At 65.7% G+C, this 14,128-nt stretch carries 17 protein-coding genes; 5 read left to right on the forward strand and 12 right to left on the reverse strand.

Annotated elements, in window-relative coordinates; translation table 11 throughout:
• Positions 1-38 precede the first annotated feature (38 nt).
• The 8 genes from HZS63_RS01755 to HZS63_RS01790 are packed head-to-tail and all read right to left on the reverse strand — an operon-like array spanning position 39 to position 7,022.
• Positions 39-1,046 carry a 2-dehydropantoate 2-reductase gene (locus HZS63_RS01755; RefSeq protein ID WP_180682295.1) on the reverse strand — a complete coding sequence of 336 codons (1,008 nt, stop codon included), beginning with the start codon at positions 1,044-1,046 and terminating at the stop codon, positions 39-41.
• Positions 1,043-1,804: a class II aldolase/adducin family protein gene (locus tag HZS63_RS01760; RefSeq protein ID WP_180682296.1), complete on the reverse strand. Its 762-nt coding sequence runs from the start codon at positions 1,802-1,804 to the stop codon at positions 1,043-1,045. Before HZS63_RS01760 ends, HZS63_RS01755 begins: the two co-directional genes overlap by 4 nt.
• A 32-nt stretch (positions 1,805-1,836) precedes the next feature.
• Entirely contained in the window at positions 1,837-2,652 is an 816-nt protein-coding gene (hpaH, locus tag HZS63_RS01765; RefSeq protein WP_180682297.1) for a 2-oxo-hept-4-ene-1,7-dioate hydratase, read from the reverse strand.
• A 5-nt stretch (positions 2,653-2,657) separates the two neighbouring features.
• Positions 2,658-3,092, reverse strand: coding sequence for a 5-carboxymethyl-2-hydroxymuconate isomerase (locus tag HZS63_RS01770; protein WP_180682298.1), 435 nt, complete (start codon positions 3,090-3,092; stop codon positions 2,658-2,660).
• A 14-nt stretch (positions 3,093-3,106) separates the two neighbouring features.
• The gene (gene hpaD, locus HZS63_RS01775) at positions 3,107-4,033 is read right to left on the reverse strand and encodes a 3,4-dihydroxyphenylacetate 2,3-dioxygenase (RefSeq protein ID WP_180682299.1); all 927 of its coding nucleotides are present in this window, start codon (positions 4,031-4,033) and stop codon (positions 3,107-3,109) included.
• Between the two features lie 35 nt (positions 4,034-4,068).
• Positions 4,069-5,538 carry a 5-carboxymethyl-2-hydroxymuconate semialdehyde dehydrogenase gene (hpaE, locus tag HZS63_RS01780; protein ID WP_180682300.1) on the reverse strand — a complete coding sequence of 490 codons (1,470 nt, stop codon included), beginning with the start codon at positions 5,536-5,538 and terminating at the stop codon, positions 4,069-4,071.
• Between the two features lie 21 nt (positions 5,539-5,559).
• Positions 5,560-6,327, reverse strand: coding sequence for a fumarylacetoacetate hydrolase family protein (locus HZS63_RS01785; protein WP_180682301.1), 768 nt, complete (start codon positions 6,325-6,327; stop codon positions 5,560-5,562).
• Positions 6,324-7,022, reverse strand: coding sequence for a fumarylacetoacetate hydrolase family protein (locus HZS63_RS01790; protein WP_180682302.1), 699 nt, complete (start codon positions 7,020-7,022; stop codon positions 6,324-6,326). Before HZS63_RS01790 ends, HZS63_RS01785 begins: the two co-directional genes overlap by 4 nt.
• Before the next feature lie 90 nt (positions 7,023-7,112).
• Here HZS63_RS01790 and hpaR point away from each other — a divergent pair, with 90 nt between their 5' ends.
• A complete protein-coding gene (gene hpaR, locus HZS63_RS01795; RefSeq protein WP_180682303.1) occupies positions 7,113-7,580 on the forward strand; it encodes a homoprotocatechuate degradation operon regulator HpaR in 468 nt (155 codons plus the stop codon).
• Here hpaR and HZS63_RS01800 read toward each other — a convergent pair.
• The gene (locus tag HZS63_RS01800; protein WP_180682304.1) at positions 7,562-8,269 is read right to left on the reverse strand and encodes a YggS family pyridoxal phosphate-dependent enzyme; all 708 of its coding nucleotides are present in this window, start codon (positions 8,267-8,269) and stop codon (positions 7,562-7,564) included. The two genes, hpaR and HZS63_RS01800, sit on opposite strands and share 19 nt — an antisense overlap.
• 32 nt (positions 8,270-8,301) lie before the next feature.
• Between HZS63_RS01800 and HZS63_RS01805 the strand changes: the two genes are divergently transcribed.
• The 3 genes from HZS63_RS01805 to HZS63_RS01815 are packed head-to-tail and all read left to right on the forward strand — an operon-like array spanning position 8,302 to position 11,415.
• Positions 8,302-9,345 (forward strand): type IV pilus twitching motility protein PilT, encoded by a 1,044-nt coding sequence (locus HZS63_RS01805; RefSeq protein ID WP_180682305.1) that lies wholly within the window; start codon positions 8,302-8,304, stop codon positions 9,343-9,345.
• Positions 9,346-9,363: 18 nt separating this feature from the next.
• On the forward strand, positions 9,364-10,500 hold the full coding sequence (locus HZS63_RS01810; protein WP_180682306.1) for a PilT/PilU family type 4a pilus ATPase: 1,137 nt from the start codon (positions 9,364-9,366) through the stop codon (positions 10,498-10,500).
• A gap of 3 nt (positions 10,501-10,503) precedes the next feature.
• The gene (locus tag HZS63_RS01815) at positions 10,504-11,415 is read left to right on the forward strand and encodes an NAD(P)-dependent oxidoreductase (RefSeq protein ID WP_180682307.1); all 912 of its coding nucleotides are present in this window, start codon (positions 10,504-10,506) and stop codon (positions 11,413-11,415) included.
• 1 nt (position 11,416) lies between these two features.
• On the opposite strand, the gene HZS63_RS01820 is transcribed toward HZS63_RS01815, so the two are convergent.
• The 3 genes from HZS63_RS01820 to HZS63_RS01830 all read right to left on the reverse strand — a co-directional run bounded on the left by HZS63_RS01820 (position 11,417) and on the right by HZS63_RS01830 (position 13,183).
• A complete protein-coding gene (locus HZS63_RS01820; RefSeq protein WP_180682308.1) occupies positions 11,417-12,064 on the reverse strand; it encodes a BON domain-containing protein in 648 nt (215 codons plus the stop codon).
• Between the two features lie 5 nt (positions 12,065-12,069).
• A complete protein-coding gene (locus tag HZS63_RS01825; protein WP_180682309.1) occupies positions 12,070-12,678 on the reverse strand; it encodes an SIS domain-containing protein in 609 nt (202 codons plus the stop codon).
• Between the two features lie 79 nt (positions 12,679-12,757).
• On the reverse strand, positions 12,758-13,183 hold the full coding sequence (locus HZS63_RS01830; protein ID WP_180682310.1) for a YraN family protein: 426 nt from the start codon (positions 13,181-13,183) through the stop codon (positions 12,758-12,760).
• Between HZS63_RS01830 and rsmI the strand changes: the two genes are divergently transcribed.
• Positions 13,182-14,111 (forward strand): 16S rRNA (cytidine(1402)-2'-O)-methyltransferase, encoded by a 930-nt coding sequence (rsmI, locus tag HZS63_RS01835; RefSeq protein ID WP_180682311.1) that lies wholly within the window; start codon positions 13,182-13,184, stop codon positions 14,109-14,111. The genes HZS63_RS01830 and rsmI overlap by 2 nt on opposite strands.
• Positions 14,112-14,128: the final 17 nt, after the last annotated feature.

Raw genomic sequence — 14,128 nt, forward strand, 5'->3', positions numbered from 1 at the left:
CGTCGAGTGGAGTGGATGGATCGAGTGAATGGATCGCGTCAAACCGGGTACAGGCCCCGCGTCTGTGCCATCAGCCGTGTGAGGCCGAGCAGCGCGTCGATGTTCGGCGTGGACAGCTGCAGGTGCTGGCCGATGTCGCGCACCGCGCCTACGAGCGCGTCCAGTTCGATGGCGCGCCCGGCTTCCACGTCTTGCAGCATGGAGGTCTTGAACGCGCCCAGCTTGCGCGTAACGGCATGGCGGTCTTCGGGGCTCTGATCGATGGCGCAGCCGATGCGTGCACCAATGGCCTGGGCCTCGCGCATGACGGCGCTGATGTAATCACGCACCAGCGGGTCGTCGAGGATGCGGTCGCAGGTGGCACCGGTGAGCGCCGACACGGGGTTCATGGTCATGTTGCCCCAGAGCTTATACCAGACGTCACGCTGGATGCGTTCCGACACGGTGACGGCAAAACCGGCCTGTTCCAGCAGGGCCGCCAATGCCTGGATACGTGGACCGACGCCCCCTGCCGGTTCGCCGATGATGAGCCCGTTGCCATGGATGTGGCGCACGTGTCCGGGACCCGGCGTGCTGCTGCTGAGATGCACCACGCAGCCGACCACGCGGGTGGCGGGCAGTGCAGCGGCGAGCGCGCCGTCCGGGTCGACGCTGGGCAGATGCAGGCCATCACACGAGCCGCCCAGGCCGTGGAAGAACCACCACGGCACACCGTTCATGGCGACGAGCACCCGGCCTTCGGGGGCCAGCAGCGCACGCACGGCGGGCACCACGTCCTTCACGGCAGGGCTTTTCACGGCCAGCACCACCAGGTCTTGCGGGCCCAGGCTGACGGGGTCGTCGCTGGCGTGTACCTGCACGGCACGTGTACCCTGTACGCTACTGAGCAGCAAGCCTTGGCTGCGCAATGACTGCAGGGTGGCGCCGCGCGCCAGCACGCTCACGCGCACATGGGGCAGCTGACTCAGCCAGGCGGCAAACAGGCCACCAATGGCGCCCGCGCCGACAATGGCCACGCGCAGGGGGGTGGAGGCTGTTGCGGTCATACGGCGTAGCCGGGGTTGACCCGGTCGATGAGCCTTTGCATCGCCGCGAAGGAGTCTTCACCAGCACCGAAGTTCGGGTTGAAGTTGAGGGAGTCGCGCACGCACTTTTCCAGCACCGGCACAGGAATGGGACGCAACGGCCCCAGCGCCTGGGATGCCACCTGCACTTCGCAGGCGCGTTGCACCAGCCATATCAGGTTGAAGGCTTGCGCCAGCGTGCGGCCAATGACCACCGGGCCATGGTTGCGCAGCAGCAGCACGGGCTTGCCGCCAGCGCTGGCCAGAATGCGCTGACCTTCGTCCAGGTGCACGGTGATGCCCTCGAACTCGTGGTAGGCCACCTGGTCCCACAGTTGCGCGGCGTAGAAGTTGGTGTAGGACAGGCCCTCTTGCGTGCAGCACACGGCCAGCGTGGGCGTGGTGTGCACGTGCATCACGCAGTGGGCTTCGGGCATGGCTGCGTGGATGGCGCCGTGGAAGGTGAAGCCGGCCGGGTTGATGGGCCAGTCAGAGTGGCCGACGATGTGGCCCTCGATGTCCACTTTCACCAGGTTGGAGGCGGTGACTTCGCTGTAGTGCAGACCGAAGGGGTTGATGAGGAAGTGCGGTTCGGCGCCCGGCACGCGCAGCGAGATGTGGTTGTAAATCAGTTCCGCCCAACCCAGGTGAGCAAAGATGCGATAAGTAGCGGCGAGCTTGACGCGGGCGTCCCACTCCTCGGGGCTGAAGCGGGCTGGGCGGATGTAAGGGGATTCCATGGGGTTCGTCTCCGGCGTGTGGCGGGGTGGTCTCAGACGAAGCGGAACTGCAGGCGGCCGAGCGGTCCGTAGTCAGCGTCGAACAGGTCGCCTGCGCGTGCGGCCACGGGGCGCGTGAACGAGCCCGCCAGCACGATCTGCCCAGCTTCCAGCCGTTCGCCCCAGGGGGCCAGCTTGTTGGCCAGCCAGGCTATGCCGATGGCCGGATCGCCCTGGACACCTGCGGCCAGCCCGGTTTCTTCCACCACGCCATTGTGGCGCAGGATAGCACCGCACCAGGGCAGATCGAGTTCGCGCGGTGCGGCACGGCCCGCACCCACCACGATGCCGGCATTGGCCGCGTTGTCGCTGATGGTGTCGAACACCTTGCGCATGACCTGGGTGTGGCGGTCGAACTGCTCGATGCGCGCGTCGATGATCTCGATGGCGGGAGTGACGTATTCGGTGGCATCCAGCACCTGTTCCACGGTCACGTGGGGGCCCTGCAGCGGCGCCTTGAGCACGAAGGCCAGCTCCACCTCCACGCGGGGCTTGAGGAAGCGGCTGGTGGGGATATCGAGCACCTGCCCGGGGGTGCAGGTGTAGCGCATGTCGTCGAGCAGGGTGCCGTAGTCGGGCTCGTCGATCTGGCTGGCCTGCTGCATGGCGCGCGAGGTCAGCCCGATTTTGTGGCCGATGACATGTCTGCCTTCGGCCAGTTGCAGCGCCACCCAGGCGCGGCTGATGCGGTAGCCGTCTTCCAGCGTCATGCCGGGGAAGCGCTTGGAGAAGTGCTCGACCTGCACGCGGGTCTTCTGGCTCTGGTGCAGTTCGGCTGCGAGCTCCTGGATCTGTGCGTCGGACAGCATGGGGGTCAGGCCTTGGGATTGAAAAGAGGGTGGAGGTTGCTGTGCTTGGCGTCGAAGACTTCCTGGCCTTCGTCGATCTGCAGGGTGACGCCGATGTGGCGCCGCGAGAACAGCGGCTGGAAATGCGCCTTGGTGGCCATGAGCAGGGCATCCCCCAGTTTGCGGTGCGTGGTGGCGCTGCGGCCCCGGCCCATGCGCAGGTTGAGGTACACGAAGGCGTAGTCACCATCACCGCCCACTGCCCGTCCCGCTGCGCCTCCGTCGGCCACGGCGTAGTGGGCAGCGGGGTAGGCCAGCACGCGCGTGCCGCCAGCGGGAAAGACCTGACGGTCGTCCTCGTCGCGCACGGCGAGCATGGTGTTGGCCAGGGTGCGGCACAGCGCGCCTATGTCAGTCTCGGCGTCGAGCTGGCCGGTGTAGAGGATGACGAGGTGTGGCATGGCGACTTGTGCCTTCAAAGCCGTGTGGCGACCGAGGTGTAACCGTCGGCCCGGGAAGCCTGAGCCGCAGGAATGGCACGGCCGGTCACTGGCGTCACGGGGAACACGGCGTTGATCTGCCCCGTGCCCGAAGCGCCGAAGTACGGCGTGATCACATCGGCGCGGCCTTCGTACTCGCTCCAGCCCAGCACGCCCAGCATCATGGCGGTATCGTGCATGAAGCCTTCGCCGTGGCCCTTGCTGGCGTACTCGGGCAGCATTTCGCAAAAGTCTCTCCACTGGCCTTGCTGCCACATCTCCACCACGCGGCGGTCGAGCTGTTCCAGGAAAGGGCTCCAGATCTTGAAGGCGTATTCCGGCGCCAGGCCGTTTTGCGCGAAGCGGTGGCTCAACGAGCCGCTGGCCAGGAAGGCCACGGTGCCGTCGTAGTGCTCCTCCACCGCCTTGCGCATGGCCCAGCCCAGGCGCGCGCTGTCGTTCAGGTAATGCACGGTACACAGGGCCGACACGGAGACCGCCTTGAAGTGCTGGTCCTCATTCATGTAGCGCATGGGCACCAGCGTGCCGTATTCGGGGTCGAGCGTGGTGGCGTGGTGGGCCAGCGTTTCGACCTGATGCTCGTTGCACACCTGGGCCAGCAGTTGCCCCAACTCCGGGTTGCCGGGAATGGCAAAAGGCATGTTGCTGATGAAGTGCGGCAGCTCGTTGCTGGTGTAGGTGCCCTGCCAGCTGGGGGCGCAGTTGATGTGGTAGTTGGCGTTGACCAGCCAGTGCGTGTCGAACACGACGATGGTGTCCACACCCAGTGCCTTGCAGCGGTGCGCGATTTCCTTGTGCCCGTCGATGGCGTCTTGGCGCGTGCCCTTGCGCGGGCCGTCCAGCTCGCTCAAGTACATCGACGGCACGTGGGTGATCTTGCCGACCAGTGCGACTTTGCCCATGCTGTGTGTCTCCTGTGGTTGATGTATGGTGAACCTCAAACGCCCCAGCGCGGGATGTGGTGGCGTCCCATGGACACCGCTACGTTCTTGGGCTCCAGGAACACCTCGTAACTCCAGGTGCCACCTTCGCGTCCCACCCCACTGGCCTTGGTGCCACCGAAAGGCTGGCGCAAGTCGCGCACGTTCTGGCTGTTGACGAAGCACATCCCCGCCTCGATGGCCGCCGCCACGCGGTGCGCACGGCCGATGTTCTCGGTCCACACGTAGCTCGACAGACCGTACTGGGTGTCGTTGGCCAGTTCGATCGCATGCGCTTCGTCCCGGAAAGGAATCAGGCAGGCCACGGGGCCGAAGATCTCTTCCTGGGCAATGCGCATGCGGTTGTCCACGTCGGCAAACACCGTGGGCCACACGTAGTTGCCTTGCGCCACATGCGCGGGCAACTCGGGCGCGTAGGACGGACGGTCCAGCCCGCCGCACAACAGCGTGGCGCCTTCCTTCGGGCCCAGCTCGATGTAGCTGCGCACCTTGGCCAGGTGGCTCTGACTGATCATCGGGCCGACGATGGTTTTTTCATCGAGCGGGTCGCCGACCACGATGCGTCTGGCACGCTCGGCGAAGCTGGCTGCGAAGTCGGCGTAGATGCTCTGCTGCACCAGAATCCGGCTGCCCGCTGTGCAACGCTCGCCGTTGTTACTGAAGATCATGAACACCGCCGCGTCGAGCGCGCGGTCCAGGTCGGCGTCGTCGAAGATCACGAAGGGGCTCTTGCCGCCCAGCTCCATGCTGAACTTCTTGAGGCCTGCCGCGCGCACGATGCGGTTGCCCGTGGCGGTGGAGCCGGTGAAGCTGATGGCCCGCACATCCGGGTGCGCCACGAGCGGCTCGCCGGCTTCCTGGCCATACCCGTGCACGATGTTGAGCACCCCGGCGGGTATGCCTGCCTCCAATGCCAGCTCGCCCAGGCGTGCCGCAGTCAGGGGGCTGAGTTCGCTCATCTTCAGCACCGCCGTGTTGCCAAAGGCCAGGCAGGGCGCAACCTTCCAAGTGGCAGTCATGAAGGGCACGTTCCACGGGCTGATGAGCGCGCACACGCCCACCGGGTGAAAGAGCGTGTAGTTCAGGTGCGTGGGTGTGGGGTAGGTGTGCCCATCCACACGGGTACACATTTCAGCAAAGTAGTAGAAATTGTCAGCAGCCCGAGGAACCAGTTGCTTGCCAGTCTGACTGATGACCTGCCCGCAGTCTTTGGTTTCGGTCTGCGCCAGTTCTGGCACGTGTTTGGCGATCAGATCGCCAAGGTTGCGAATCAACTTGGCACGCTCTGCTGCCGGTTGGCTGGCCCAGGCGGGAAACGCCGCCTTCGCCGCGGCCACGGCCGCGTTGATTTCCGCTTCACCTCCCCTGGCGACTTCGGCGAGCACCTCCTGCGTGGCGGGGTTGATGGTCTCGAAATAGCGGGTGCCGGTTACGCTCTGTCCGTTGATCAGATGATCGATGCGCATGTTTGCTCCTATGGAATGCTTTCAGCGACCGAACACGTCGTCGCCCACGATGGTGTTGACGAGGCGGCCGATGCCTTCGATTTCGGTGACGACCTCGTCGCCCACGTTCACGTTCACCACCCCTTCGGGCGTGCCGGTCAGAATCACGTCACCGGCCTGCAAGGTCATGAAGCCGCTGAGGTATTCGATCAGCGCCGGGATGTCGTTGACCATGTTGGCGGTGGTGCCCTCCTGGGTCACCTTGCCGTTGACCAGGGTGCGCAATCTCAGCTTGTGTGGGTTGGGAACATCCTCCGCATCCACGAACCAGGGGCCGAGCACGGTGCCGCCGTCGCGGTTTTTCACGCGCAGGTTGGGACGGTACCAATTCTCCAGGTAGTCTCGGATGGCGTAGTCGTTGCACACGGTATAACCGGCCACGTGCTGCATCGCCTCAGCGGCTTTCACGCGCTGGGCGGTCTTGCCGATCACCACCGCGAGTTCGCACTCATAGTGCATGAAGTTCACACCGTGGGGTCGTCGCGTCTGCCCCCGGTGCCCGATGAGGCTGCCGGGCCCCTTCAGGAACACCAGTGGCTCGTCCTGGGCCGTGACCGACAGCTCTGGGGACAGCTCCTTGAGGTGATCGGCGTAGTTCAGGCCCAGGGCGATGACGGTCCCGACGTCGAACGGGGGCAACCAGACCACGGCCTCTTCCGAGACGATACGCCCATCGGTCAGCCGCAGGTCTGCCCCATGCGGGGTGGCCGTGTGGAGAGCGCCTGCATAGGCCACGCGAGCGGTCTTCATGTGTGGTTTCCCGGGTTCGCGCATTCGGCCACAAAGCGGTTGCGCAGGCATCCCACGCTTTCGATGTCGATCATCACATCCTGCCCCGCCTTCACGCGGGGGGCACCGGCAGCCACGCCGGTCATCAGCACATCGCCGGGCTGCAGGGTCATGAAGTCGGTGACATCGACCAGCAGCTGGGCCACGTTGCGAATGCGCTCGCCGGTCGTGGTCTCGTGCCGCAGTACGCCATCCACCATGACCCGCACGCGCAGGGCATCGGGACTCGGCACCCTGTGGCGCGGCACAGCATCAGGCCTGATCGGGCAGAAACCATCACGGGCCTTGAAACGCACAGAAGGCCGGTAGTAGCTGTCATGCGGCACGCTCACATCGTTGACCACGGTGTAGCCGGCCACATGCTCCAGGGCATCGTTCAACCTCAGTTTGCACGACGGGCGGCCAATGACCACCCCCAATGCAGCCCCCACCTCCAGCTCCGGTACCTCGGCCGGCACACACACCGCCGCCCCATCACCGACCAGCGTGTTGCGCGGCTTCAGGTACAACACCGGCGCCTGGGGGGCCGCTCGATAGGGTGACTGGTTCACCTGCTCACCCAGAGCGGCCAGTGCAGGCGCGTGATTGAACAGCACGCCGTACACCACCCCCGAGAGACGGTAGGGTGCCAACGGCATGGCGGGCAGAGCATGCATGAGAATTCCACAAATTACTAATATATTAGTATTTTATGGGCACTTATATTAGCGAGTCAAGCCCCACCCCGTCCTTTCGTCGGAATGCCCATGCCCGCCTCACCGTTCACGCATCGCAATCTACCCTTGCTGCTGTTGCAGGCTCGAGAAGCCGTGTTCGGGCGCTTTCGCCCCATCCTCAACGAGGCGGGCATCACCGAACAGCAGTGGCGCATCCTGCGTGCCCTGCTGGAACACGGCGCACTGGAGCCCCGACAGATCGGGGGCATCTGCTGCCTGTCCAGCCCCAGTCTCGCCGGCATCTTGGCACGTATGGAAGATCTGGACCTCATCCACCGGCAGCGGCTGCCGCACGACCAGCGGCGCGTGCTGGTGTCCGCCTCGGAGCAGGGCACGGCGCTGGCGCAGCGGCTGGCTCCGCGCATCGAGGCCACCTACCGCGAGTTGGAAGAAACGCTCGGTCCCGCCTTCACCGGCGAGGTCTATCGCCTGCTGGACCGACTGATCCAACGGCTCGACCTTCCCGTCACACCACCCGCTCAGCCACCGGCCGGATAGCTGCGTCGGCCAAAAATGGCGCTGCCGACCCGCACCATCGTGCTGCCGGCCGCGATGGCGGCCTCCAGATCGTCGCTCATGCCCATGGACAGCGTATCCACCCGCAGCCCCGCCGCCTGCAGCGCCCGGAACAGATCGGTGGCCCGGGCGAACACGGCTCGGGCGGAATCGAAGTCGGACGCGGGTTCGGGGATGCACATCAGCCCGCGCAGGCGCAAACGCGGCAGGGCCACCACCGCCTGCGCCAGGGCCAGCGCCTCCCCAGGCGCCACCCCGGACTTGTTCGCCCCCCCGTCGATGTTGACCTGGATGCACACCTGCAGGGGCGCCAACCCTGGCGGGCGCTGATCGCTCAGCCGCTGGGCGATCTTGAGCCGGTCCACGCTATGCACCCAGTCGAAGTGCTCGGCCACGGGCCGGGTCTTGTTGCTCTGCAGCGGCCCGATGCAATGCCACTCCAGGCCGGTCAGGCCGAGCCGGCGCGCCGCCTCGATCTTCTCCACGCCTTCCTGCACGTAGTTCTCGCCAAAGGCCCGCTGGCCGGCGGCATGCGCCTGCGCCACGGCGTCCACCCCGAAGGTTTTGGAGACGGCCAGCAACGACACGCTGCCCGGGTCACGCCCATACCGGCGGCAGGCTGCGGTCACCCGCTCACGCACCTGTTGGAGATTGGCTGAAATCGTTGCCATAATGAGACAATTGATCGAAATCGGAACACGGGATGGACATCACACAGCTGCTGGCTTTCAGCACCAAGCACAAGGCCTCGGACCTCCACCTAGCCGCCGGCCTCCCGCCGATGATACGGGTCCACGGCGATGTACGGCGCATCAACGTCGAGCCGCTGGACCACAAGCAGGTGCACGCCATGGTCTACGACATCATGACGGATGCGCAGCGCAAGCACTACGAGGAGTTCCTGGAGCTGGACTTCTCGTTCGAGATCGACGGGCTCGCCCGCTTCCGCGTCAACGCCTTCAACCAGAAGCGCGGAGCGGCCGCCGTGTTCCGCACCATCCCGTCCAAAATCCTCACCCTGGAGCAGCTCAACTGCCCCAAGATCTTCGCGGAGCTCGCGCTCAAGCCGCGCGGTCTGGTGCTCGTGACCGGCCCCACTGGCTCTGGCAAATCCACCACCCTGGCCGCCATGGTCAACCACCTCAACGAGCACGAACACGGCCACATCCTCACGATCGAAGACCCGATCGAATTCGTCCACGAATCCAAAAAGTGCCTGATCAACCAACGCGAGGTCGGCTCCACGACGCTGAGTTTCGCCAACGCCCTGCGCTCCGCCCTGCGCGAGGATCCGGACGCCATCCTCGTGGGCGAGATGCGGGATCTGGAAACCATACGCCTGGCCTTGACTGCCGCCGAAACCGGCCACCTGGTGTTCGGCACGCTGCACACCTCCAGCGCCGCCAAAACCATCGACCGGATCGTGGACGTGTTTCCGCCCGAGGAAAAGGAGATGGTGCGCGCCATGCTCTCCGAATCGCTGGTGGCGGTCATCTCGCAAACCCTGCTCAAAACGGCCGACGGCAATGGCCGTGTCGCTGCGCATGAAATCATGATCGGCACACCGGCGGTGCGCAACCTCATCCGCGAGAACAAGGTGGCGCAGATGTACTCGGCCATCCAGACCGGCAACAGCTACGGCATGCAGACGCTGGACCAGAGCCTGATGGATCTGGTACGCCGCAACGTGGTGACTTCCGCCGAAGCCCGCGCCAAAGCCAAGATCCCCGACAACTTCCCCGGCTGACGCCGAAGGAGCCGCTCCATGGAACGCGATCAAGCCAGCAACTTCGTTCACGATCTGCTGCGCCTCATGGTCAGCCGCAACGGCAGCGACCTGTTTCTCACCGCCGACTACCCTCCGGCCATCAAGGTCGATGGCAAAATCACCAAGGTCTCGCCGCAGCCGCTCAGCAGCCAGCACACCCAGGCGCTGGCTCGCGCCATCATGAACGACAAGCAGACCGCCGAGTTCGAGCGCACCAAGGAGTGCAACTTCGCGATCGCCCCCGGCGGCATCGGGCGTTTCCGGGTCAACGCCTTCGTGCAGATGGGCAAGGTGGGCCTTGTCATGCGCACCATCCCGGCCAAAATCCCCACGGTGGACGAGTTGGGTCTGCCTCAGGTGCTCAAAAATCTCGCCCTCGCCAAGCGCGGCATCTGCATCCTGGTCGGCGGCACCGGTTCGGGCAAATCCACCACGCTGGCGGCCATGGTGGACTGGCGCAACGAAAACACCCACGACCACATCGTCACCATCGAGGACCCGGTCGAATTCGTACACCAGCACAAGAACTGCATCATTACCCAGCGCGAAGTCGGCCTGGACACCGACGGCTGGGAGATCGCGCTGAAGAACTCGTTGCGGCAGGCCCCCAACGTCATCCTCATGGGCGAGATCCGCGACCGCGAGACCATGCAGCACGCCATCTCGTTCTCCGAAACCGGCCACCTGTGCCTGGCCACGCTGCACGCCAACAGCGCCAACCAGGCCATGGAGCGCATCATCAACTTCTTCCCTGAGGAAGTCCATGCCCAGATACTGAAGGACGTCTCACTCAACCTGCGCGGCATGGTTGCCCAGCGCTTGTTGCCCCGGCAGGACGGCAAGGGCCGCTACGCCATCGTGGAGGTGTTGTTGCACAGCCCGCTGATCGCGGACCAGATCATGAAAGGCGAGATCAACGAGATCAAGGAAACCATGAGAAAGAGCCGGGAAATGGGCATGCAAACCTTCGACCAGGCCCTGTTCGACGCCTTCGAGGCCGGCATCATCAGCTACGAAGACGCCCTGCGCAACGCCGACTCGCAAAACGACCTGAAGCTCAACATCAAGCTCAACAGCCAGCGCGCGCGCAGCACCGATCTGGCCGCCGGCACCGAACACCTCACCATCCTCTGATCCATGCCCAGCCTGAACGCCAAGACCTACGCCACCTGCCCCTCCCACCGCGTCGCTTTCATCGGTCTGGGTGTCATGGGCTACCCCATGGCCGGTCATCTGGCCCGGGCCGGCCATCGGGTCACCGTGTACAACCGCAACGCCGCCAAGGCCACCGCCTTCGTCGCCGAGTTCGGCGCCCAGGGTGCCGCCAGCGCTCCCTCCCCGCGTGAGGCGGCGTCACAGGCCGACATCGTCTTTTGCTGTGTCGGCAACGACGACGATCTGCGTGCCGTGGTGCTCGGCGAGCGGGGTGCGCTCGCCGGCATGGCACCGGGCACCGTGCTGGTGGACCACACCACGGCCTCGGCCGACGTGGCACGTGAACTGGCCGCCATCACCCAGGCCCGCCACTGCCATTTTCTCGACGCGCCGGTCTCTGGTGGCCAGGCGGGGGCCCAGAATGGCTTGCTCACCGTGATGTGCGGGGGCGATGCCGACACGTTCGCGCGCGTCCAGCCCGTGGCCATGGCCTTCGCCCGCGCCGTCACCCTCATGGGGCCGAACGGTGCCGGTCAGCTCACCAAAATGGTGAACCAGATCTGCATCGCCGGCTTGCTCCAGGGCCTCAGCGAAGCCATCGCCTTCGGCCAGAACGCCGGGCTGGACATGCCGCGCGTGCTGGAAGTGATCGGCAAAGGCGCGGCTCAAAGCTGGCAAATGGACAACCGCGGCCTCACCATGGTCGAAGACCGTTTCGACTTCGGCTTCGCCGTGGACTGGATGCGCAAAGACCTCGGCCTGGTGCTGGAGGAGGCCCGGCGCAACGGCTCACGCCTGCCGGTGACGGCACTGGTGGACCAGTTCTATGCCGACCTGCAGCAAATCGGTGGCGGCCGGTGGGATACATCCAGCCTGATCCGCCGCCTACGCTGACTCACCGGCTGGGCGCGCCGTCCGGTGTCTGGTGCGGCTGAATTCGGGCGAGTTCTTCCTCACTGATGATTTCGAACACCCGGACCACGCGCTGCACGCCGGGAACGCTGCGGGTGACATCGGTGGCGCGATCGGCCTCCCGTTGGGTCACACGCCCCATCAAATAGACCGTGCCGCGCTCGGTAACGACCTTGAATGCGTTGGCAAACAGGTCTTGGGCATCGATCAAGGCCGCCTTCACGCGAGCCGTAACCAGTGCATCGGACGAACGGGCCGGCAGCGAAGGCGACGCCATCACCGCCAATTCATCGACGATCTCCATCACGTTCTCCACCGACGAGACGATGCGCACGGCCAGCGCACGATCGGTTTCGCTGGGTACTTCGCCCGTCAGCAACACACGCCGGTTGTAACTCGTCACCACCACCCGGGCCCGGTTGCCAAAGGCCTCACGCAAGCTGGCGCTGGCGCGCATTTCAATCCCCTGATCCTCCAGTTGGGCCCCCGAGGTCCGGCGGTCGGTGGCCACCATCACCCCTGTGCCCACCGCCCCTCCGAACACCAGGGGGGCACAGGCCGACAAGCTTGTCACCAAGGCCGTGGCCACCAGCACGCTTCCAGCCACACGGCGCCAGGCCATTGCATTCATTGCGGTCATTCGTCGATCTCCGTTTCGCTGTAGTCTCCAAGCAGCTGCACATCCAACCCGTCACATACACAATGCAGCACCATCTGGTGCAGCTCGTGGATGCGCGACAGCCGCTCCGACGGCACGTTGACAAGCACGTCGGTGTCCTTGAGCAGAGGACCCAGGGGCCCCGGTTTCGCCCCGCACAACGCCACCACAACCATGTCGCGTTCATGCGCCGCTTCCACCGCCCCGAGGATATCAGGCGACTGGGTCTGCGCCGTGACGGCGAGCAGCACGTCGCCAGGCAGCCCCAGGGCGCGGACCTGGCGACCGAACACGGCACGGGCCTCGAACATGTTGTAGAGCCCGGTGACCACGGACGCGTTCGAGCCCAGGGCAAACGCCGCCAGTTCGGGGCGGTCACGCTCGAAACGCCCCACCAGCGAAGCCACGAAGGCCTGCACCAGACCGGCCGAGACGCCACTGCCACAGGCCAGCACCTTGCCACCCCCCGTGAGCGCAGCCAGCACTGCGCCCACGGCCGCCTCGACCTGCGGCGCGACCAGCTGGGCACACTGGTACTTCAGGTCGGCGCTGTCGATGAAGTGCTGCTGTATCCGTTGCAAAAGCATGGGCAGATGATACCTGCGCCCCCGTCTGGGTTCCCCGCTGGACTGGTAACAGAATGCTGCTGCCATCCGGCACGGGCCTTCACCAGCCGTCCGCAGTGAAGGCCGCCTCGATCCATTCGATCTCTTCGTCGCCACCCTCGCCTTGGATCGCCACCACATCGAATCGGCACGGGGGCATGCTGGGCAGCCGGCTGAGGTAGTGCCGGGCCGCGAAGATCAGCCGGCGCTGCTTCACCCCCCCGACGCTGGCCGCCGCCCCGCCATGCACGCGGGAGCGGCGCTGACGCACCTCGACGAACACCACCGTGCCGTCGGCCGCCTGCATGACCAGATCGATTTCCCCACCCCCGCGCCCCGGCGTGTGAAAATGGCGCCGAAGCAGCCGCAACCCGCGCGCCTGCAAAAACGCCAGCGCGCGGTCTTCTGCCGCATCGCCGCGCTGCCTGGTACTCACCGGCCGCTCGGCGGCCCCTTGGCCCTGACGGGCTATGCTCCCTGCACTCATGGTCACTCCGAACCTTTCTGCCCCTATCGTCCTGCAAGCCGCGCAAGCCGTGGCGGGCGATCAGCATTATCCCGCCGGGGCGCTGTACGTCGTCGCAACCCCGATCGGCAACCTGGGCGACATCACCCTGCGCGCGCTGCAGGTGCTGAGCTTGGTCGATGCCGTGGCCTGCGAGGATACCCGCCACACCGCCCCGCTGCTGCGCGCCTATGGGCTCGATCGCCCTTTGCTGTCGGTCCATGAACACAACGAGGCCGAGGCGGCGGCTGACATCGTGCGGCGTTTGAGGCAGGGCGAGCGCATCGCCTATGTGAGCGACGCGGGCACGCCCGGCGTCAGCGATCCGGGAGCCCGGCTCTGCCTGGCAGTGCAGCGAGCCGGTCTGCGCTGCATGCCACTGCCTGGTGCAAGCAGCATCACCGCCTTGCTCAGCGTGGCCGGGCTGGCGACGGCGGCGAGCGAAGGGCCGGCGTTCGAGTTCACGGGCTTTCTGCCGCCCAAAGGCGCCAACCGGCAGGCAGCCCTGCGCCGCCTGGCCCAGCAGGCCCACGCCTGTGTGCTGCTGGAAGCACCCCATCGCATCGTCTCGCTGGCCCAGGATCTCGCCGCGCTCGGCCAGCGAGTGGTCACGCTCGGGCGCGAGCTCACCAAGCAGTTCGAGGAGATTGCCACCCTGCCCTGCGCCGATCTGCCGGTTTGGCTGGCCTCGCGGGAACACCGTTGCCGAGGCGAGTTTGCCCTGGTATTGCACCCGGTGATACCGGCTGCATCGTCCAGGTCTGGCGGGCTGGACGGGGAAAGTTTGCGCGTGCTGGCCCTGCTGCTGCAAGAGCTTCCGGTCAAGTCGGCGGCGCGCCTGGGTGCCGAGATCACCGGCGCACCACGCAATGCGCTGTATGCGGCCGCCTTGGATCTGAAGAAGGCCTGATTCCTCGAGCCAGGCCC

Origin of the sequence: Tepidicella baoligensis (assembly GCF_013432195.1) — a bacterium.
Taxonomy (GTDB): Bacteria; Pseudomonadota; Gammaproteobacteria; order Burkholderiales; family Burkholderiaceae_C; genus Tepidicella; species Tepidicella baoligensis.

Bases quoted from the DNA above. Each gene is read 5' to 3' on its own strand.
- HZS63_RS01755 (WP_180682295.1), bottom strand. From the start codon at position 1,046: ATGACCGCAACAGCCTCCACCCCCCTGCGCGTGGCCATTGTCGGCGCG.
- HZS63_RS01760 (WP_180682296.1), bottom strand. From the start codon at position 1,804: ATGGAATCCCCTTACATCCGCCCAGCCCGCTTCAGCCCCGAGGAGTGG.
- hpaH (WP_180682297.1), bottom strand. From the start codon at position 2,652: ATGCTGTCCGACGCACAGATCCAGGAGCTCGCAGCCGAACTGCACCAG.
- HZS63_RS01770 (WP_180682298.1), bottom strand. From the start codon at position 3,092: ATGCCACACCTCGTCATCCTCTACACCGGCCAGCTCGACGCCGAGACT.
- hpaD (WP_180682299.1), bottom strand. From the start codon at position 4,033: ATGGGCAAAGTCGCACTGGTCGGCAAGATCACCCACGTGCCGTCGATG.
- hpaE (WP_180682300.1), bottom strand. From the start codon at position 5,538: ATGCGCATCGATCATCTGATCAACGGACAGAGCGTAACCGGCACCCGC.
- HZS63_RS01785 (WP_180682301.1), bottom strand. From the start codon at position 6,327: ATGAAGACCGCTCGCGTGGCCTATGCAGGCGCTCTCCACACGGCCACC.
- HZS63_RS01790 (WP_180682302.1), bottom strand. From the start codon at position 7,022: ATGCATGCTCTGCCCGCCATGCCGTTGGCACCCTACCGTCTCTCGGGG.
- hpaR (WP_180682303.1), top strand. From the start codon at position 7,113: ATGCCCGCCTCACCGTTCACGCATCGCAATCTACCCTTGCTGCTGTTG.
- HZS63_RS01800 (WP_180682304.1), bottom strand. From the start codon at position 8,269: ATGGCAACGATTTCAGCCAATCTCCAACAGGTGCGTGAGCGGGTGACC.
- HZS63_RS01805 (WP_180682305.1), top strand. From the start codon at position 8,302: ATGGACATCACACAGCTGCTGGCTTTCAGCACCAAGCACAAGGCCTCG.
- HZS63_RS01810 (WP_180682306.1), top strand. From the start codon at position 9,364: ATGGAACGCGATCAAGCCAGCAACTTCGTTCACGATCTGCTGCGCCTC.
- HZS63_RS01815 (WP_180682307.1), top strand. From the start codon at position 10,504: ATGCCCAGCCTGAACGCCAAGACCTACGCCACCTGCCCCTCCCACCGC.
- HZS63_RS01820 (WP_180682308.1), bottom strand. From the start codon at position 12,064: ATGAATGCAATGGCCTGGCGCCGTGTGGCTGGAAGCGTGCTGGTGGCC.
- HZS63_RS01825 (WP_180682309.1), bottom strand. From the start codon at position 12,678: ATGCTTTTGCAACGGATACAGCAGCACTTCATCGACAGCGCCGACCTG.
- rsmI (WP_180682311.1), top strand. From the start codon at position 13,182: ATGGTCACTCCGAACCTTTCTGCCCCTATCGTCCTGCAAGCCGCGCAA.
- HZS63_RS01830 (WP_180682310.1), bottom strand. From the start codon at position 13,183: ATGAGTGCAGGGAGCATAGCCCGTCAGGGCCAAGGGGCCGCCGAGCGG.